Below are 17610 nucleotides of genomic sequence, written 5' to 3' on the forward strand. Positions count from 1 at the left end.
AACTTTCTCTTCCAATCGCAATGACACAACTTTCGGTTCGGCACCTGCTTGGCATCAAAAACCTTACTGAGAACGACATTCATACCATTCTTGATACCGCCAACCAGTTCAAAGAAGTCATCAACCGCCCGATCAAGAAAGTACCTTCCCTGCGTGACATCACCATTGCCAACGTATTTTTTGAAAATTCTACCCGCACCCGTCTCTCGTTCGAACTGGCCGAAAAGCGGCTCTCGGCCGACGTGGTAAATTTCTCCGCCTCGGGTAGTTCGGTCAAAAAAGGCGAAACCCTGCTCGACACGGTGAATAATATCCTGGCCATGAAGGTAGACATGATCGTGATGCGCCACAGCAGTCCCGGTGCGCCGCACTACCTATCGAGCCGGATTCCGGCCAACGTCGTCAACGCCGGGGACGGTACCCACGAACATCCTACTCAAGCCCTGCTGGACGCCTTCTCGATGCGGGAGAAGCTAGGTACCTTGGTGGGTAAGAAAGTGGCCATCATCGGCGACATCCTGCATTCGCGGGTGGCGCTGTCTAATATTTTTTGTCTGCAAAAGCTCGGGGCCGAAGTGATGGTTTGCGGGCCCACGACGCTCATCCCGAAGTACATCGGCGAGCTGGGCGTGAAAATAGGGCATAACGTGCGCGAAGCCCTGCAGTGGTGCGACGTCGCCAACGTGCTGCGCATCCAGCTGGAGCGCCAGCAGATCAAGTACTTCCCCTCGCTGCGCGAGTACGCACTTTACTTCGGCATCAACCGGCAAATGCTCGATGAGCTCGACCGCGAAATTGTACTCATGCACCCCGGCCCCATCAACCGGGGCGTAGAGCTCTCTTCCGACGCCGCCGATTCGCAGCATTCCATTATACTCAATCAGGTTGAAAACGGTGTGGCCGTCCGGATGGCGGTACTGTACCTGCTGGCCCAGCAGTAGCCGCTTCAGCAGCGTGGCCAGGGTACTTTAAGAGGTACCTCCCCTCTCGCGGCGCGAGTCGTTCAGTAGTTTTTTCGGGGAAGGTACTTTCCTTTGAAAACCTGACCTCTTCCCTGGCCCTCGATGCGCTCCTACCTTTACACCCTTTCCATCATTGCGGCGGCTACCTTCGCCATGTTTTTCCCCGGCCTGTTTACCCGCTGGGGTGATTTTGAGCTAAAAACCCTCATCGTGCCCCTGCTACAAATCATCATGTTCGGGATGGGTACCACCATGGGGCTCAAAGATTTTGAAGGAGTAATTAAATCTCCGCGTACCGTCGGCATTGGCCTTTTGTGCCAGTTTACCATCATGCCGGTGGTGGGTTTCACGTTGGCAAGTACCTTTAGTTTTCCGCCCGAGATCGCGGCCGGGGTGATTCTGGTGGGTAGCTCGCCGAGCGGCCTGGCCTCCAACGTCATGTCCTACATTGCCAAGGCCAACGTGGCGCTCTCGCTCACCATCACCGCCGTGGCTACTCTACTCGCGCCCCTGCTCACCCCGCTGCTCATGAAGCTCCTGGCCGGTACCATGGTGGAAGTGCAGTTTCTGAAAATGATGTTCGATATCGTTAAGCTCATTATTTTACCCATCGGTCTGGGGTTGTTTGTCAACTACCTGTTTCGGAAGCAGTCCGTCTGGCTCAACCGCTACATGCCGTTGCTTTCCATGGCGGGCATTGCATTCATCATCTGCATCATTACCGCCGCCGGGCGCGACAGCCTCCTCACCATCGGGCTGGCGCTGGTAGCCTGTACGCTTATTCATAACTTACTGGGGTACGTACTGGGGTACTTCTCGGCCCGCTTGTTGCGGCTGCCGGAGCAAGACTGCCGCACCATTGCCCTGGAGGTAGGTTTACAAAACGGCGGCCTGGCTTCGGGAATCGCCCTGCAAATGGGCAAAGTAGCCACCGTGGGCCTGGCTCCCGCGCTTTTTGGCCCTATCATGAATATTACGGGCTCGTTGCTGGCGAGTTGGTGGGCCAAGAAAAAAGTACCCGAAACAGAAAATAGGGCGGTGGTCTAAAACAGACGGGCGGGCTGGTAGTTATGGATGTAGCGCTCTATTTCACTTTTAGCTGATTGAACCCACGCTTATGCCACCAACCAACCGCCTCGCACTCATCACCGGACCTACCTCCGGAATTGGAAAAATAACGGCCATTGAATTGGCCAAACGCAACTTCGATCTTATCCTTGTTGCGCGTAATCCGCAAAAAGTAGCCGAGCTTCAGCGGGAATTGGGCAACCACGTGCAAACGGACTTCGTCGAATGTGACCTCGCACGGCTAAGCTCTGTACGCGAGGCAGTAGCGAAAATAAAAGCGCGCTACTCCAAGCTGGACGTTCTCATCAACAATGCGGGACTCATGATGGACCACCTGGAAATTAGCCCCGATGGCGTCGAAATGACCTTTGCCACCAATCACCTCGGGCCGTTTTTGCTCACGACGGAGCTGCTGGATCTGCTCAAGGCGGGCGATCAGGCCCGCATCGTTCACGTTTCGTCGGAGGCCCACCGCTTTGGTACGTTTCGTATTGACCAGCTGGCCCAGCCCGCTACATTTTCGAGCTGGGGTACCTATGGCAATTCCAAGCTAGCCAATATCTTGTTTTCCAATGCTTTGGCCGAGCGGCTTCAACCCTTTGGCATTACCTCCAACGCCCTCCACCCCGGCGGCGTGGCCACTAACTTCGCCGGCCAGTCTACGGGGCTTGTGAACTTAACCATGAAGCTAATCCGGCCCTTTTTCAAAACGCCCGAAGAAGGTGCGCAGATGACGATCTACCTCGCGTCCTCGCCCGAGGTAGAGGGAGTGACCGGGAAGTACTTCAGCGATCTAAAGCAGAAAAAGCCTCATAAAGATGCTCAGAGTAGTTTTTTGGCTAATAAGCTGTGGGCGTTGAGCGAAGAACTTACGCGCAACTAAAAACATACATCAGCGATGCGGAAAGTACCAGCAGCAGCGACAGAATCACGAGTGTGATCAAGAGGTACTTTTTCCTGCGTTGGGTAGCTTTGTGGCTTTCGTAGGCCTGCTCTACGTAGTTACGTAGTTTTTCTCTTTCCTGGTCATTGCTCATGCCGCACTTTTTACGATTCAATCTGTCTTACCATCCCTGCCTTAGGTACATAACCAGTACCCGCCTGTTCTCCTAGTACTTAATTTTGTGAGTATATAGCGACCAGCAACTCCTTAAAAATAACGTATATCTACCTCATTTTTAAGCATGATGCCAAAATTAACAAAACTTCTTTTTTAAATTCTACCGCACCTAAAGTACCCTGCTCTCGCCGAGAAAGTGTGGTTGCTATGAGCTAGGACGTCATGCTGCCAAAAGGGTCACGGGCTCTATCAAAACCCTTTTTTTTGGGGTACTTAGGTACTTTAAGCAGGCTCCAGCGCCTGGGCCAGGTCAGCGATCAGGTCCTCGGCGTGCTCCAGCCCTACCGACACCCGAAGCAAGTTAGGCGGAGACTGGGAGGTAGGTCCTTCGGCAGAAGCCCGGTGCTCGATGAGGCTCTCCACGCCGCCCAGGCTGGTGGCTCGGGCAAACAAACGCAGGCGTCCCGCCAAGCGAAGTGCTTCCACCGCACCACCCGCTACCCGTACCGACAGCATGCCACCGGGCAGCTCCATCTGTCGGCGCGCCACGGCGTAGCCCGGATCAGACGGCAAGCCGGGATAATGTACCCGCTCTATGGCCGGGTGAGCAGCCAGAAACTCGGCCAGCTGCTGGGCATTGGCCGACTGCTGCCGCACGCGCACCGCCAGGGTTTTGATACCCCGCGAAATCATCCAGCTGTCGAAAGGAGAAGGTACCGCCCCGCCCAGGGTCTGGACCATTCGGGCCCGTTGGGCCAGCGGACCGTCTTCGCGGAAGACCAGCGCCCCGCCCAGTACGTCACTGTGGCCGCCCAGGTACTTGGTGGTGGAGTGCATCACCACGTCACAGCCCAGCAGCAGCGGGCGTTGCAAAATGGGCGTTGCCCAGGTGTTGTCGCATACCGTAAGTACGCCCCGCTCCCGGCACAGCCGGGCCACCACTTCGAGGTCCGCTACCTTGAGCAGGGGATTGGAGGGCGTCTCCAGCCAAACCACTTTTGTCTCGGGACGGATGGCCTGGCTGATCGCCTCGGCCTGGCTGGTATCTACCCGCGAAAAGTGCAGGCCCCAGCGGCTAAACAAATCCTGCAACAGCAGCGGCGTGCCGTAGTAGGCGTCATCCGGTACGATGACGTGGTCGCCGGGTTGTAAGCATTGAAAAACCGTCATGGTGGCCGCCTGTCCCGACGAAAAAGCCAGCGCCAGTGCCCCACCCTCCAGGGTAGCCAGGGCCGACTCGAGCTGCTGGCGGTTGGGATTATGGGCTCGGGTGTACAGAAAGCCGTGCGGCAGCTCGTATTCCTCGTTTCGCTCGAAGGTAGTGGAAAGGTAGAGCGGTGCCACTACTGACGCGGCATTGGTGTCGGTAAAGCGGGTACTTTGGATAGCGATGGTTTCGGGACGCATAAAGAGCGGACGTTGCGGCAAGTTTTTAAGGATCAAACAACAATATATCGTTTTTAGTCATCGGGAAAAGTTAGAGGTACCTTTCGGCCCGATTTTCATTTTTAAAAACAATTTTTTCTACATTTTACCATACCCATGAAACAATCAGGAACTTTAGCGCGTTAGTATGCCTGCATACCATAAAAATAGAGAAAAATGAGACCTGACAACTACCAGACCACATGATGTACGAAACCCTCCTTCTTACCCTCGACGAGCACGTGGCCTACCTTCGCTTCAACCGGCCCGATAAGGCCAATGCCCTGAATCAAACCTCATGGGATGAGCTAAAAAGGGCCTTCGAAGCGCTTGACGAAAACGACGAAGTGAGGGTAGTGGTTTTGGCTGGTGAGGGCAAGCACTTTTGCGCGGGCATTGACCTCGAATTGCTGATGACCCTGTCACACACGCCAGGTACCTGCGAAGGCCGCACGCGCGAGCAGCTCCGCCGCCAGATCCTGAACCTGCAGGCCCCGATCAATGCCATTGAGCAGTGCAGCAAACCGGTGGTTGCGGCCATACATGGGGGCTGCATCGGGGCCGGGCTGGACATCGTGAGTGCTTGCGATATGCGCTACGCTACTACCGAAGCTTACTTCAGCATTCGGGAAATAGACATGGGTATGGTGGCGGACTTAGGTACTTTGCAGCGCTTACCGCGTATCCTTTCGCAGGGGATCGTTCGGGAGTTGGCCTATACGGGCCGGTCCGTTTACGGGCCCGAAGCCGAGCGGATCGGGCTCGTCAATGGTACCTTTGAAGAAAGTACCCTGCTGCACGAAGGCGTCCGTACCCTGGCTCGGACCATAGCGGCCAAGTCGCCGCTGGCCATCCGGGGTACCAAGCATATTCTTAACCACAGCCGGGATCACTCCGTAGCCGACGGCCTGGCCTACATGGCTACCTGGAACGCCGCCATGTTGCTTTCTGACGATTTAAAAGAGGCTTTTCAGGCCAAATTACAAAAGCGTACCCCCATCTATCCGTAATCCATTTTCTTAACCTAACTTCCGGGGGAGCAAGTACTGATCTTCAGCTGCTCCCCCCTTCTTTTTTACGGTTGCCAAAGTACCCCAGCGGAAGTAGCTACACTTCCCGCCCGGGCGGGACCAGGGAAGGAATTCGTGGCAAATCCACCACAGATCCGACGGAAATGGCTAACTTGCCGCTTCGTTAGCCTTCCGTAAGCATACGGCCTCGGCGGGGGTACCTTGCATCGCCTCTGGGAGAAAAAGGCTTACCAAGTACCTCATGCCCTATGCCTTTGGTCCTGGCCCATTGCCAATGCGTAATATTTCTGTTTGTTTTTTGGGTAAAAATGCCACTTACGTCGTTAGTAGTAGTATAAGCAGAACTTTACAAAAACGTATGAAGACACATGTTTGGATGTATGGGTGTTTGGTAGCATCGCTGCTGCTGATAGGCTGTTCGAGCTCCCGCACCCCTCCGCGCCTTTCGGAATCACCCAGCCAGTCGGCCAGCATCCCCAATGCCCCCAATGAAGATCTCTCGTTGGTGGGAGTTCGGAGTAAATTCCTCGAAAAAGATTCTACTCAAGTCAGGATTTTTATGTACGTGGACGCCCGGAAAGGGAAACGCCCCGTCACGATCGAAGAATTCATATCCCTCTTTACGCTCAATTACGTCATTTACTCCGACTACGGTACCCGCGACCGGCTCGGCTACGGCAACGTACCGCTTAACGCCAGCAACGTGTCAAAAAGTGAAAACCAAATTCTGGTCGAATTTGACATCAAAAAACCAGACCGCGACTACGGCGTCATGCTGAGTGAAATCAGCCAAACGGGTACCCTCAAGAAAGTATTAAACGACCTGCCCATTCGCTTTCGGGAGCTGCGGGCCAGCGATCGGTACGGCCTGTTTGAAGCCACCGGTAAAGAACCCCTGCAGCACCATTTTGTAACCCAGGGCGAATCCGTCCAGATCAAGAACCTAGCGGGCCAGTCGGACCAGCTCTATGTGTACTACTACCGGCACAGCTTCGAGCCCGCCGGATCACCCATGAACACGGTGCCCCGTACGGTATCCAAGTCGCTGCAAGTAGACAGCCTGTTTACGATCCGGACCAGTGAGCCCGTGCAGTTTGAGCGGGAAGGGCTCTACTACATGCTGGCCGACACCACCAAAGCCGAAGGCCTAAGCCTGCTGGTGGTAAACGAAAGGTACCCCAAAATGACCTACCCTGAGCAGTTGCTCGGGCCTCTGCTGTACATGAGTACCAACCAGGAAATCACCGAACTCCAGAACGCCCGCGACTTCAAAAAGGCACTCGATAAATATTGGCTCTCGCTCATGAACGGCAACCCCGACCTGGCCCGCCAGGTGATCCGTACCTACTACCAGCGGGTAGAGGAAGCCAACCGACTCTTTACCACCTACAAAGAAGGCTGGAAAACCGACAAGGGCATGATCTACATCATCCAGGGCCCTCCTGACCGCGTCCAGCGCGGCAAAGACAAGGAGGTTTGGGTGTACGACCAGCGCGCCAATGCCAATAATGTCAATTTTACTTTCAATCGAAGAACCAATCAATTTGTGGACGATCATTACGAGCTGGTGCGCTATGTAGAGTACCAGCCGGTGTGGTATCCCATCGTAGAAGCATGGAGAAACGGCGCTATCCGCTAAGAAAACCCGCCCCCCGCCCAACCGCCGACATGGTGTTTGGGACGCAGTCGGTCATGGAAACCCTTCGCTCCGGCAAGGAAATAGAACGGCTGCTGATCCAGCGGGAGCTGGGCATGAACGAAATTCAGAAACTAGCCGCCGAACTACAGGTACCCTACCAACGGGTACCTCTGGAAAAGCTCAACCGCGTGACGCGCAAGAACCACCAGGGGGTGATCTGCTTCGTTTCGCCGATCCGGTACGTACCCCTGCACAACGTCCTCACGCAGGTATACGAAGACGGCCAGGTACCTTTCTTCCTGCTTCTGGACCGCATCACGGACGTCCGGAACTTCGGGGCCATCTGCCGAACCGCCGAGAGCGCCGGGGTACAGGGGGTGATTGTACCTACCCGCGGCGGCGCTCAGATCAACGCCGACGCCATGAAAACCTCCTCGGGTGCCCTGAACTACCTGCCCGTATGCCGCGAGCCCAGTTTGCTGGAGTCGGTCAGGTACCTGCGCGACAGCGGCCTGCAGGTAGTGGCCTGTACCGAAAAATCATCCGTACCGCTGTATGACGTCGATTTTACGGTACCTACGGTGATTATCATGGGTTCCGAAGAAGACGGCATTTCCCCCGAGCTGCTGGACCTCGCCGACCACCGGGCGCGCATTCCTCTGGCGGGGCAGGTCGATTCCTTGAATGTATCAGCCGCTGCGGCCATTGTGCTGTACGAGTCGGTCAGGCAGCGATTTCCTGCTTGATTTTCGCCCATAAGGTACTTTAAAAAAGAAAAAGCCGAGGAAAATCTCCTCGGCTTTTTGGTACAACCTAACCTCATAATCTATGTGTAAGAATACTGTATTCTATTTTTTCATGGCTTCACAAAAGTAGGGTACCCAGGGCGTCTATTTTAGCGCCAAATCCCCCGTTTTTTTTCGTAAGGTATTTTTTTAAATATACTCCAAAACTACGTAAGAGCCTATACGTAGTTCTACGCATTTTAGCAAGCGGCTTAGCCGTCAAGAGAACTACAACTACCTCATTTACAATCGATTAACTTTATCACAAGCTTTCATCTTAAGCGCGTCATTTGCCATTACTTTGTTTTCCTAGTAACTTGGTGTCGCTTACGGTGAAGCATTTCGATTATCTAAAACCCTTTTTTACTTAACAACTCCAATAACCATGGTTGAAGCATCAAAATTTCAAGGTACTGAAGGTACTTTTATCACTTCCGAAGAAGCGGCAAAACGCACGAAAAAATTTCACGAAAAGAAAAAGGAAGCAGGCTCAAAACCTCAATCGTACGTGGAGGCACAGTTCTTTGGCAAAAAGAACATCATGAAGCTACTGGATAAATTTGGTGATGAGTGCGCTGGTCTGCGCATTTACTACACCTGTGATCCCGGTAAGAAAGACATGGAAGACGGGCTGTTGATTGTACCCGTCAATGCCGAAGGCAAGGACCTAACCTCCAGTCGGCTCGGCCTTAAAGATATGCCCGCTGACCGGGAAGAAGTACTGGCAGACGGGCCCATTTGTCCCAGAAACTGCAATCCTTAAATCGTAGTTCGGAAAGCCGATGATTGAAAACTATATCCTTTTCTTCCAGCGCAGCCCTTTATCAAGCCTATCCGTATTCGTTACGCTTATTCCGCTTACTATTTTATGGCTGCGAAAAGCATATAGCAACGAGGCTTTCCGATTACTTTTTGTCTATTTGATCGTCAAATTGGTGATTGATCTGACGATGTTTCATTTCGCTTCCCGGAGCCAGAATACCATCCTGTACTACAATCTGAATATTATTCTGAGGTACTTGCTGCTGAGTGGTATGCTGTTCTATTCCTTTCAGAGCGAAATATTTAAAAAGCCCTTGATGATTGTGGGCGGGTTATTTGTGTTCTTTTCTGTTTGGGATATTCTGCACGTCAATCCCGTGTTGAGCGATCTCCACAACCACGCCATGGTACTTTATGCCAATACGCTCGAAAGTGTATTGATGATATTCTGGATTCTGATGTACTTTTACGAAACGGTACAATCCATGCGGACGGCAAATATTCTTACTTTTCCTTTTTTTTGGATCTGTTCCGGCCTATTATTGTACTACTCAGCCAACGTATTTGTGGCACCCGTGATGCACTATGCTAATAAATGGGAAGGGCGCTTTGAACTCGGTTTTTTATACCAGGTACCCGACCTCTTTGAAATAATTTGTATGCTGTTCGTTAGTCTTGGGGCCTGGTTCTTTTCATTACACGAGCATGGTCAATACTGAGAATATACAATGGGCGATATTCATCGCCATGCTGGCCATGCTCATGATGGCTGTCTTTGTGATAGCGTTTGTGATTTATTACCAGAAAAAACAGCTCGAACAAGAAAAAAAACTACGGGAAATTGAAAAAAACTACCAGCGCATGCTCCTCGAAACGGCCCTCGACTCGGAGGAGTCCGAAAGGCGCCGCATTGCGCAGGATCTGCACGACGACATAGGTACCATGCTTTCGCTGACTAAGCTGAGCCTCAATCAGCTAAGCAAAATTATGAACAAAGAAGAAAGCCGCACCGAATTCACCTTCAACAAGGTGCAGTCACTGGTAGAAGAGACCATCCTGCACGTGCGGCGCATCACCCGTGACCTGGTACCTACTACGCTGGAGCAATTTGGCCTGGCCGCCGCCATCGAGGATTTTGTGCGGAAGCTGGGAGAAAACAACACCCTCTCGGTACAGTTTCATTGCCAGCCCGACGCCATTCCTCGCCAATCCCAAAAAGTAGAGCTAACCCTGTACCGGATCATGCAGGAGCTGGTCAATAACGCCATCAAACACTCCCAGGGAAACGAAATCGAGATTGAACTGCTCGCCGACAAAGACAAAATTCAGCTACTGGTTTCGGACAACGGCCGGGGCTTTGACCTGCGTGCCGTGCGCGAAAGCAAGCGCGCCGGCCTGGGGCTGCGCAGTATCGAAAGCCGGTTGAGCGTGGTGGACGGCGTGATGCAATACCATACGCTCAGCGTACCGGGCTGCCGGGCGGGCATTCAGGTACCCATCGAAAGGAACCGGGGAAAAAAGCCCGAACCGCTGCACCCCTTCCGGCGGGAGCGCTCGCGGGTTCAGGATTTTCCGTCCTAAGTACCTTAGCGGGTCTTTCTTTAAAATTCTCTCCGGGGTACACGCGATTTTCTAAGCCTGGCTTGCTTACCTTTATGTGAATTTCCTGACTCTTCCTATGCCTACTCTTAAATTAGCCATCGCCGACGACCACGAACTATTTCGTAAAGGGTTCATTTCCATGCTCAGCAACGTACCTGATTTTGAGTTCGTGCTCGAAGCCGCCAACGGCCAGGAGCTGCTGGATAAAATGCCCGGCCACCAACCGGACATCGTCCTCATGGACCTGCAGATGCCCGTCATGGACGGGATGCAGGCCACGGAGGTACTTTTTGAGCAGTACCCCACCATCAAGGTGATTGTGGTGTCGATGTACGACGAAGACCGCTTCATCATTCATATGCTCGAAAAAGGCGTACACGGGTACCTGCTGAAAGATACCACGCCCGACGAAGTGGAAAAGGCCATCCGGCGCGTGGCCGACGAGGGATTCTACTACAGCGACTTCGTCTCACGCGTGATGCACCGCAAAATGGTTAACCGCCTGCCGGCCAACAAGCACCCCTTTTTCCCTAACGCCACCAACGTGGGGCTCTCCAACCGCGAGCAGGAGGTACTTCAGCTGCTCTGCGACGGCCTCTCTACCAGCGAGATCAGCGACAAGCTCTTCATCAGCTCCCGTACCGTAGAAGGCCATAGGCTGCGGATTCTGGAAAAAACCGGCACCAAAAACACCGCCGCCGCCGTGGCCTACGCCTATAAGAATCATTTGATTTAATAAATACTCTTAAAAGTACCTTCCCGCTAGTCCAGGTTTGGTATCTTAAACGGTTCAAGAGCATCCAAAGGGGTACTTTTTACGTATCTGAAATCAAGGTCGGGGCCCGCCGGTGACTATTTCCCGACAGCACAACATGAAGCATATCGTTATTTTGGGCAATGGCATCGGCGGTATCACTACGGCCCGCCACGTCCGTAAGCTCAGTCAGCACCGCATCACCGTCGTTTCGGGCGAAACCGAGCATTTTTTCTCGCGCACCGCCCTCATGTACCTCTACATGGGCCACATGAAGTACGAGCACATCAAGCCCTACGAGGATTTTTTCTGGGCCAAAAACCGCATCGAGCTCCGGCAAGCCTGGGTAAAGAGCATTGATTTTGAGAAGAAAGAACTCCACTTTGCCCAAAGTACCTCCGAGCCACTCGGCTACGATATCCTGGTGCTGGCTACCGGCTCTACGCCCAGCTACTTCGAATGGCCGGGCCAGGAGCTACCCGGCGTGCAGGGACTGTACAGCTACCAGGACTTAGAACGCATGGAAACGGCAGCCCCCCGGGGTACTTCGCGCGGAGTGGTGGTAGGCGGCGGGCTCATCGGCGTCGAGATGGCCGAAATGCTCCTCAGCCGCGACATCCCCGTGACGCTCCTGGTACGCGAGAAAAGCTACTGGGGCAACGTACTACCCCGCGAAGAATCGGAGCTGGTGAGCCGTCACATCCGTGAACACGGCGTGGACCTGCGCTTCGGCGCCGAACTAGCCGAAATCAAACCCGACGCCAGTGGCCAGCGCGTAGGGAGCATCAAAACGACCTCGGGCGAGGAGATCGCCGGCCCGTTTGTGGGACTAGCCACGGGGGTACGCCCCAACGTGGACTTCCTGCGGGGTACTTCGTTGGAGGTAGACCGGGGGATTTTGGTCAATAAGTACCTCGAAACCAACCTCCCCGACGTGTACGCCCTCGGCGACTGCGCCCAGCACCGCGAGCCGCCCGCCGGGCGCAAGCCCGTGGAGCAAATCTGGTACACGGGCCGCATCATGGGCGAAACCCTGGCCCGTACCCTCTGTGGCACCCGCACGCCCTACACGCCGGGGGTATTTTATAATTCGGCGAAGTTTTTTGATATAGAATACCAAACCTACGGGCAAGTACCCGCCCGACTGGACGCCGACACGGGTACTTTCTATTGGGAGCATCCTGAGGGGAGAATCGCTTTGCGGATTAATTTTGAAAAAGAAACGGGGGCCGTAACGGGCTTCAACGCCTGCGGCCTGCGGCTGCGCCACGAGGTATGCGCCCGCTGGATTGAGCAGCAAAGTACCCTGAGCCACGTGATGCAGCACCTGCGCGAAGCGCACTTCGACCCGGAGTTTTTTCGACGGCACGAGCCCGCTATCGCCGCTGCTTTTCGGGCGGCGCATCCAGCGCAGGCGTCGTCGCTGCAAGGCAAACGTTCGTGGCGGGAGCGGTGGTTTTCGTTTTGATTATTTGATTTGTTGGTGTTCTCACCAACAACGGGGAAAGGTACTTATAGTATAGATAAAATTGACCGCCGCGCGGTCACACGCTTAAAGAAATTTAGCTCCTGCGAACTCCCGACCGCAGAGCGGTCGCACTTGGCCGGTAGCACCTCGCCGGTAGCAAAGGGGGGAAGAAATAAAAGGAAGCAGGTACCTGATGCGTTATACAAACCGATGAGATCATTAAAAAAAATAGGATTAGGTATTTTTCTGCTGGGTTTTGTAGCCTGGGTAGGTACTTTGACGATGGGGCAGTTTACCCTCACCGATGCCATCCTGAAACAGGAACTCAAGCCCGAGCACTACGAGCTACTTCGCCCGGCCCTGGAGCCGATGATCGGTCGTACCTACGCCTCGCCTTTTGGCTTTGGCCGCGACTTCAACACCGCCTTCGGCCGCATCAACGACGACTTCAAGGCCAACCAGCAGTGGGACAGCGTCATTTATGACAACTACGCCTTTCCCGTAGCCAGAGCGGCCTCGGCTGGGGTACTTACCGAAAGTACCTTGCTTTGGTTTTGGCTTACTTTCGGGCTGGCTATTCTGGGGGCTTTGCTGTACATACTACCCAATCTGCGTCAACTGCCCGGCATCAAAAACGACCACATCTACCACCGCTCCATGACCTCCCGGGGCTGGCTGGGTATTAGCCTGGGTGTGTTCCTGATCGTCTTTTACGTGGGTTTGTACTTTTATCCCGAGTACCTCGTCAATTGGACGCTCCTCGTCGATCCGCTGAGCCGGGCGCTGAGCGGCAATCCGGCCAGTCAGTGGTTTTTGTACGGGTTCATCTACACGCTGGCCATCGTAGTGATGGGCGTGCGGATGCTTATCAAGTACCGGCACTCGCCCTACCAGATGCTCCGCACCGGTTCGGTGATGTTTTTCCAAACGTCCTTTGCCTTTATCATTCCTGAGGTACTGGTAGCCCTCAACCGCCCCTACTACGACTTCAAGAACATCTGGCCGCTCGACTACGACTTCTTCTTCGACTGGCACCTCAACACGCTCCTGAGCAACGGTACCCTGGGCGTATTTATGCTCGTATGGGGCATTGCGCTGGCTTTTATTGCGGTGCCGATACTTTCCTATTTCTACGGCAAGCGCTGGTACTGCTCGTGGGTATGCGGCTGCGGTGGCCTGGCCGAAACCCTGGGCGACCCCTACCGCCAACTCTCCGACAAATCCCTGAAAGCCTGGAAGATTGAAAGGTACCTGGTGCATAGCGTGCTGGTCTTTGCGGTAGTCATGACGGCCCTGGTACTGTATACGTACTTCACGGGCCAGGCCAAGATCGGCCCCGTCGATAGCTACTCGGTCCGCTCGGTCTACGGTTTCTGGATCGGGGCGTTGTTTTCGGGTGTGGTGGGTACGGGCTTCTACCCCTACATGGGCAATCGCGTGTGGTGCCGCTTCGGCTGCCCGCTGGCGGCCTACATCGGCCTTGTGCAGCGGTTCAAGTCGCGCTTTCGCATCACCACCAACGGCGGTCAGTGTATCTCCTGCGGCAATTGCTCCACCTACTGCGAAATGGGCATCGACGTACGCTGGTACGCCCAGCGCGGCCAGGACGTGGTGCGGGCCTCCTGCGTGGGCTGCGGCATTTGCTCGTCGGTATGTCCGCGGGGGGTACTTAACCTCGAAAACGCCGACCCCGACAGCCGCGTCACGGTGGCTCCCGAGGTACTTTTCGGAAACGACATGCCGAAAATTAAGTAGGGGTACTTTTGGGCGGGAATCGCATTTTTTCTACTTTGGGGCATAAAACCAACGCCCCCCGCTCGCCATGAAAGTACTGATCGTTTGTACCAACCACGACACCTACCCTACCAAGGCCACCAAAACGGGCCTGTGGCTGAGTGAACTGACGCATTTTTACGAGGTACTGGCCAAGCGCCGCCTCCTGATGGACTTCGTCAGTCCGCAGGGCGGGCCAATTCCCATCGATCCGCGCAGCCTCGACCTCAAAGACGACATTAACCGCACCTACTACGAAGACGAGGCCTTCCGGCAAAAGCTGGACAACTCCCTGAGCCCCGCGCAGGTAAACGCCAGGGACTACCGCCTCATCTACTTCACGGGTGGGCACGGCACCATGTGGGACCTGCCCGACAACGAGCCCCTGCAAGCCATTACGCGCACCATCTACGAGCGGGGAGGTACGGTTGCGGCCGTGTGCCACGGGGTCTGCGGCTTGCTTCACGTAACGCTTTCGGATGGTACTTTGCTCATTCATGACAAGTACCTCACGGGCTTTTCCAACGTGGAGGAACGCCTGGCCAGCTTTGTGAGCGAAGTACCCTTTTACCTGGAAGACAAGCTGCGCGAGCAAGGCGCGCACTACACCAAGGCCATGCTGCCCTTTGTGGAGTACATCGAGCTGGACGAACGCCTCATTACGGGCCAAAATCCCAACTCGGCGCATAAAGTAGCCACCAAAGCCATGGAAGAGCTTTTTGAGAAATAGAGGTACTAAAAAAAACAAAGTACCTCATGCCCTCTAGCCCTTTGCTACGTACCCAGCTCGTTGTTGACCAAACCAATATCCGTCATGAGCCGAAAGTACGGCTGCCGCTCCGACTCCCAGAGGTAGGCTAGCTGGCTTTCGTGGTGTACGTTGGTGCCCACAAAAGAAACCATCCGGTAGTCCACGAGGCGTTCGGCCAACTGGCGAACTTCCGGATTTTCCCGCGCGTGAAAGGAAGCCCAGTCCAGCTGAAAAAACACGCCCATCCGAAACAACTCAATGGTGCGGTTGAAGTTTTTCTGGAGGTACCGGTAGCGCTCCGGGTGCGCCAGCACGGGCCGGATGTGGCGCTGGAGTAAGCTTCGGATCAGTGCTTCCAGTTGCGGGGGTTCGTCGAGGATACCCGTCTCAAACAGCAGGTAAGGCTGGTGCCCTTTCCGGCCAAAAGTCAGGAGGGGCTCTCCGCCCTGCACGCGATCCAGCAACTCGGGCTCGGCGTAGTATTCGGCCGCCGCTTCCAATTGCAGCTCGATGCGCCGGTACCTGAGCTCGCTCTGTAGCTCCCGGCATACTTCCTGAATCCGTGCTACCGAATTTTCGTAGTAGCCCTTCATGATGTGGGGGGTGGCAATCACTTTACGGATGCCGGCATTGGCAAGTACCTGGGCCATCCGGACACTGCTTTCCAGCGCCAGCGGCCCATTATCAAGGCCAGGTAACACATGGGAGTGGACATCAACCCGTAACGATGTAAAACGTAGCACGGGTGGTTTCTCGATAGTTGTTTTACGGTTAAGAAAAGAGAAGGTCATAACATGCATGTAGTGGAGTACGTTGCCCTACTAAGCGCAAGGAATGTGCCAGAACCACGTAGCAGACTTAAAATAGCAAAAAAAGGGGGTACTTCGGCCTTGAAGTACCCCTTTGAAGAATTGGTATATTTATTGTAATAGGCAGCTTACTGAGCCGCTTCCGGAAAAAGCTCCCTGAACGTAGGCAAAATAAGGTCTTTTTCCGAAACGATGGGATTAGAAACGCCCCAGTCGATATTCAGCACGGGATCATCCCAACGAATACCCGACTCCGAGGCCTTGTGGTAGGAGTTGGTACATTTATAGCTAAAAATAGAATCTTCCAGCGCCATAAAGCCGTGCGCAAAGCCTTCGGGAATGTACGCCATGTTATTTCTTTTGGCATCCAGCTCAAATACTTCGTACTTTCCAAAGGTAGGTGACTCGGGGCGAATATCCACCGCTACGTCCAGCACCCGGCCCGCTATTACCCGTACCAGCTTGCCCTGCGCAAAAGGCGCGTCCTGAAAATGGAGCCCCCGAACGACGCCTTTGATGGAGAACGATTGGTTGTCCTGCACAAAAGTGGTGGGCAAACCTAGCTTCCCAAACGTCTCCTGGTTGTACGATTCAAAAAAAGCTCCCCGATCATCTTCAAATATTCTGGGCGTAATCTCAACAAGACCGGCAATGGATGTTTCGCGAATCTGCATGGGTAGTTTGGGGGAATTGGTATAAAAATAGGGATCTAACGTTGGTATCTGGGCGCAAATTTATGAATCTATTGGTAGAGGTTGTAATTTCGGCGCAATATTTCAATCGTTATGACTTACGAAGCCCTCTTCGAGCACATTCAGCAAAAGCAATCGTACCTCTGCGTGGGGCTCGACACCGACCTGCGTAAAGTACCCGCTCACCTACACCGCGAGCCCGACCCGATTTTTGCCTTCAACCGGCAGATCATCGACGCCACCGCCGACTACTGCGTGGCCTACAAACCCAACGTGGCCTTCTACGAAGCCCTGGGCCCGCGCGGCTGGGAGAGCTTGCAAAAAACGGTGGAGTACATTCCAAAAACCTACTTCACCATTGCCGACGCCAAGCGCGGCGACATCGGGAATACTTCCGGCCTCTACGCCCGGACGTTTTTCGACGCCTCCTCGTCGGGCCTCGACTTCGACGCCGTGACGGTGGCACCCTACATGGGCCGCGACTCGGTGACGCCTTTCCTGGATTTTGAAGGCAAATGGGTGATCCTGCTCGCGCTGACGTCCAACGTGGGTAGTGACGATTTTCAGCGCCTACCTACCCCCGAAGGTACCTTGTACGAGCAGGTACTTCGCACGTCCCAGACCTGGGCCGGCCCCGACCGCCTCATGTACGTCGTGGGCGCTACCCAGGCCGACGCCCTCCAGCAGATCCGGCAGCTGGTACCCGAGCATTTCCTGCTGGTACCCGGCGTGGGGGCCCAGGGCGGCAGCCTGGAGGAAGTCTCGCGCTACGGCATGAACCGATCCTGCGGATTGCTCGTTAATGCCTCACGGAGTATCATTTACGCCAGCGCCGGTCCTGACTTCGCCGAAAAAGCCCGGCAGGAAGCCCAGGTGCTACAACTGGAAATGGCCAGGTACCTGGAGAAGTACCTGGGGTAGTTTGAAAAATGGCGACGCCCGGCGTGGCGGTAAGAACCCGGCGTGGCGACGCCCGATTTACCCGGCTAACCCGGCTAACCGGCTAACCCCGATTTATAATCGGGCGTT

At 54.5% G+C, this 17610-nt stretch carries 18 protein-coding genes; 14 read left to right on the forward strand and 4 right to left on the reverse strand.

The features are described 5' to 3' along the window. Nucleotides 1-20 precede the first annotated feature (20 nt). The 3 genes from HNQ92_RS19235 (at nucleotide 21) to HNQ92_RS19245 (ending at nucleotide 2913) form a co-directional block, all read left to right on the forward strand. Nucleotides 21-941, forward strand: coding sequence for an aspartate carbamoyltransferase catalytic subunit (locus HNQ92_RS19235; RefSeq protein ID WP_184176275.1), 921 nt, complete (start codon nucleotides 21-23; stop codon nucleotides 939-941). A gap of 123 nt (nucleotides 942-1064) precedes the next feature. Beyond that, nucleotides 1065-2009 (forward strand): bile acid:sodium symporter family protein, encoded by a 945-nt coding sequence (locus HNQ92_RS19240; RefSeq protein ID WP_184176277.1) that lies wholly within the window; start codon nucleotides 1065-1067, stop codon nucleotides 2007-2009. Between the two features lie 70 nt (nucleotides 2010-2079). Next, nucleotides 2080-2913, forward strand: coding sequence for an SDR family oxidoreductase (locus HNQ92_RS19245; RefSeq protein WP_184176279.1), 834 nt, complete (start codon nucleotides 2080-2082; stop codon nucleotides 2911-2913). On the opposite strand, the gene HNQ92_RS19250 is transcribed toward HNQ92_RS19245, so the two are convergent. Beyond that, nucleotides 2900-3067: a hypothetical protein gene (locus HNQ92_RS19250; RefSeq protein ID WP_184176281.1), complete on the reverse strand. Its 168-nt coding sequence runs from the start codon at nucleotides 3065-3067 to the stop codon at nucleotides 2900-2902. The genes HNQ92_RS19245 and HNQ92_RS19250 overlap by 14 nt on opposite strands. Nucleotides 3068-3372: 305 nt before the next feature. Next, a complete protein-coding gene (locus HNQ92_RS19255; RefSeq protein WP_184176711.1) occupies nucleotides 3373-4497 on the reverse strand; it encodes a trans-sulfuration enzyme family protein in 1125 nt (374 codons plus the stop codon). A 221-nt stretch (nucleotides 4498-4718) separates the two neighbouring features. Here HNQ92_RS19255 and HNQ92_RS19260 point away from each other — a divergent pair, with 221 nt between their 5' ends. The 10 genes from HNQ92_RS19260 (at nucleotide 4719) to HNQ92_RS19305 (ending at nucleotide 15059) form a co-directional block, all read left to right on the forward strand. Further along, nucleotides 4719-5525, forward strand: a complete 807-nt coding sequence (locus HNQ92_RS19260) for a crotonase/enoyl-CoA hydratase family protein (RefSeq protein ID WP_184176283.1) — start codon at nucleotides 4719-4721, stop codon at nucleotides 5523-5525. Nucleotides 5526-5904: 379 nt separating this feature from the next. Next, nucleotides 5905-7185, forward strand: a complete 1281-nt coding sequence (locus HNQ92_RS19265; protein WP_246440463.1) for a GWxTD domain-containing protein — start codon at nucleotides 5905-5907, stop codon at nucleotides 7183-7185. Next, nucleotides 7161-7931: a 23S rRNA (guanosine(2251)-2'-O)-methyltransferase RlmB gene (rlmB, locus tag HNQ92_RS19270; protein ID WP_184176285.1), complete on the forward strand. Its 771-nt coding sequence runs from the start codon at nucleotides 7161-7163 to the stop codon at nucleotides 7929-7931. Before HNQ92_RS19265 ends, rlmB begins: the two co-directional genes overlap by 25 nt. A 424-nt stretch (nucleotides 7932-8355) precedes the next feature. Further along, complete coding sequence (locus tag HNQ92_RS19275; protein WP_184176287.1) at nucleotides 8356-8733, forward strand: hypothetical protein; 378 nt, start codon at nucleotides 8356-8358, stop codon at nucleotides 8731-8733. A 157-nt stretch (nucleotides 8734-8890) separates the two neighbouring features. Beyond that, nucleotides 8891-9451 (forward strand): hypothetical protein, encoded by a 561-nt coding sequence (locus HNQ92_RS19280; protein WP_184176289.1) that lies wholly within the window; start codon nucleotides 8891-8893, stop codon nucleotides 9449-9451. Beyond that, nucleotides 9438-10313: a sensor histidine kinase gene (locus tag HNQ92_RS19285; protein ID WP_184176291.1), complete on the forward strand. Its 876-nt coding sequence runs from the start codon at nucleotides 9438-9440 to the stop codon at nucleotides 10311-10313. The genes HNQ92_RS19280 and HNQ92_RS19285 overlap by 14 nt, the downstream gene beginning before the upstream one ends. Nucleotides 10314-10410: 97 nt before the next feature. Then, nucleotides 10411-11070, forward strand: a complete 660-nt coding sequence (locus tag HNQ92_RS19290; RefSeq protein WP_184176292.1) for a response regulator transcription factor — start codon at nucleotides 10411-10413, stop codon at nucleotides 11068-11070. 136 nt (nucleotides 11071-11206) lie between these two features. Next, on the forward strand, nucleotides 11207-12556 hold the full coding sequence (locus HNQ92_RS19295) for an NAD(P)/FAD-dependent oxidoreductase (protein WP_184176294.1): 1350 nt from the start codon (nucleotides 11207-11209) through the stop codon (nucleotides 12554-12556). A 210-nt stretch (nucleotides 12557-12766) separates the two neighbouring features. Beyond that, the gene (locus tag HNQ92_RS19300) at nucleotides 12767-14311 is read left to right on the forward strand and encodes a 4Fe-4S binding protein (protein ID WP_184176296.1); all 1545 of its coding nucleotides are present in this window, start codon (nucleotides 12767-12769) and stop codon (nucleotides 14309-14311) included. A 67-nt stretch (nucleotides 14312-14378) separates the two neighbouring features. Beyond that, nucleotides 14379-15059, forward strand: a complete 681-nt coding sequence (locus HNQ92_RS19305; RefSeq protein ID WP_184176298.1) for a type 1 glutamine amidotransferase domain-containing protein — start codon at nucleotides 14379-14381, stop codon at nucleotides 15057-15059. 44 nt (nucleotides 15060-15103) lie between these two features. Here HNQ92_RS19305 and HNQ92_RS19310 read toward each other — a convergent pair whose 3' ends face one another. Together HNQ92_RS19310 and rfbC are read right to left on the reverse strand one after the other, a co-directional pair. Then, on the reverse strand, nucleotides 15104-15880 hold the full coding sequence (locus HNQ92_RS19310; protein WP_343063022.1) for a tyrosine-protein phosphatase: 777 nt from the start codon (nucleotides 15878-15880) through the stop codon (nucleotides 15104-15106). Between the two features lie 137 nt (nucleotides 15881-16017). Continuing rightward, the gene (gene rfbC / locus HNQ92_RS19315) at nucleotides 16018-16563 is read right to left on the reverse strand and encodes a dTDP-4-dehydrorhamnose 3,5-epimerase (RefSeq protein ID WP_184176302.1); all 546 of its coding nucleotides are present in this window, start codon (nucleotides 16561-16563) and stop codon (nucleotides 16018-16020) included. A gap of 111 nt (nucleotides 16564-16674) precedes the next feature. Between rfbC and pyrF the strand changes: the two genes are divergently transcribed. Further along, nucleotides 16675-17502 carry an orotidine-5'-phosphate decarboxylase gene (gene pyrF, locus HNQ92_RS19320; RefSeq protein WP_184176304.1) on the forward strand — a complete coding sequence of 276 codons (828 nt, stop codon included), beginning with the start codon at nucleotides 16675-16677 and terminating at the stop codon, nucleotides 17500-17502. Nucleotides 17503-17610: the final 108 nt, after the last annotated feature.

It is taken from the genome of Rhabdobacter roseus (assembly GCF_014202275.1).
Classification (GTDB): Bacteria; Bacteroidota; Bacteroidia; order Cytophagales; family Spirosomataceae; genus Rhabdobacter; species Rhabdobacter roseus.

Excerpts from the sequence above, each read along its gene's own strand:
- HNQ92_RS19245 (WP_184176279.1), top strand. The coding sequence starts at position 2,080 with ATGCCACCAACCAACCGCCTCGCACTCATCACCGGACCTACCTCCGGA.
- HNQ92_RS19310 (WP_343063022.1), bottom strand. The coding sequence starts at position 15,880 with ATGCATGTTATGACCTTCTCTTTTCTTAACCGTAAAACAACTATCGAG.
- rfbC (WP_184176302.1), bottom strand. The coding sequence starts at position 16,563 with ATGCAGATTCGCGAAACATCCATTGCCGGTCTTGTTGAGATTACGCCC.
- HNQ92_RS19285 (WP_184176291.1), top strand. The coding sequence starts at position 9,438 with ATGGTCAATACTGAGAATATACAATGGGCGATATTCATCGCCATGCTG.
- HNQ92_RS19305 (WP_184176298.1), top strand. The coding sequence starts at position 14,379 with ATGAAAGTACTGATCGTTTGTACCAACCACGACACCTACCCTACCAAG.
- HNQ92_RS19290 (WP_184176292.1), top strand. The coding sequence starts at position 10,411 with ATGCCTACTCTTAAATTAGCCATCGCCGACGACCACGAACTATTTCGT.
- HNQ92_RS19260 (WP_184176283.1), top strand. The coding sequence starts at position 4,719 with ATGATGTACGAAACCCTCCTTCTTACCCTCGACGAGCACGTGGCCTAC.
- HNQ92_RS19295 (WP_184176294.1), top strand. The coding sequence starts at position 11,207 with ATGAAGCATATCGTTATTTTGGGCAATGGCATCGGCGGTATCACTACG.
- HNQ92_RS19255 (WP_184176711.1), bottom strand. The coding sequence starts at position 4,497 with ATGCGTCCCGAAACCATCGCTATCCAAAGTACCCGCTTTACCGACACC.
- HNQ92_RS19235 (WP_184176275.1), top strand. The coding sequence starts at position 21 with ATGACACAACTTTCGGTTCGGCACCTGCTTGGCATCAAAAACCTTACT.
- rlmB (WP_184176285.1), top strand. The coding sequence starts at position 7,161 with ATGGAGAAACGGCGCTATCCGCTAAGAAAACCCGCCCCCCGCCCAACC.
- HNQ92_RS19265 (WP_246440463.1), top strand. The coding sequence starts at position 5,905 with ATGAAGACACATGTTTGGATGTATGGGTGTTTGGTAGCATCGCTGCTG.
- pyrF (WP_184176304.1), top strand. The coding sequence starts at position 16,675 with ATGACTTACGAAGCCCTCTTCGAGCACATTCAGCAAAAGCAATCGTAC.
- HNQ92_RS19250 (WP_184176281.1), bottom strand. The coding sequence starts at position 3,067 with ATGAGCAATGACCAGGAAAGAGAAAAACTACGTAACTACGTAGAGCAG.
- HNQ92_RS19300 (WP_184176296.1), top strand. The coding sequence starts at position 12,767 with ATGAGATCATTAAAAAAAATAGGATTAGGTATTTTTCTGCTGGGTTTT.
- HNQ92_RS19275 (WP_184176287.1), top strand. The coding sequence starts at position 8,356 with ATGGTTGAAGCATCAAAATTTCAAGGTACTGAAGGTACTTTTATCACT.
- HNQ92_RS19240 (WP_184176277.1), top strand. The coding sequence starts at position 1,065 with ATGCGCTCCTACCTTTACACCCTTTCCATCATTGCGGCGGCTACCTTC.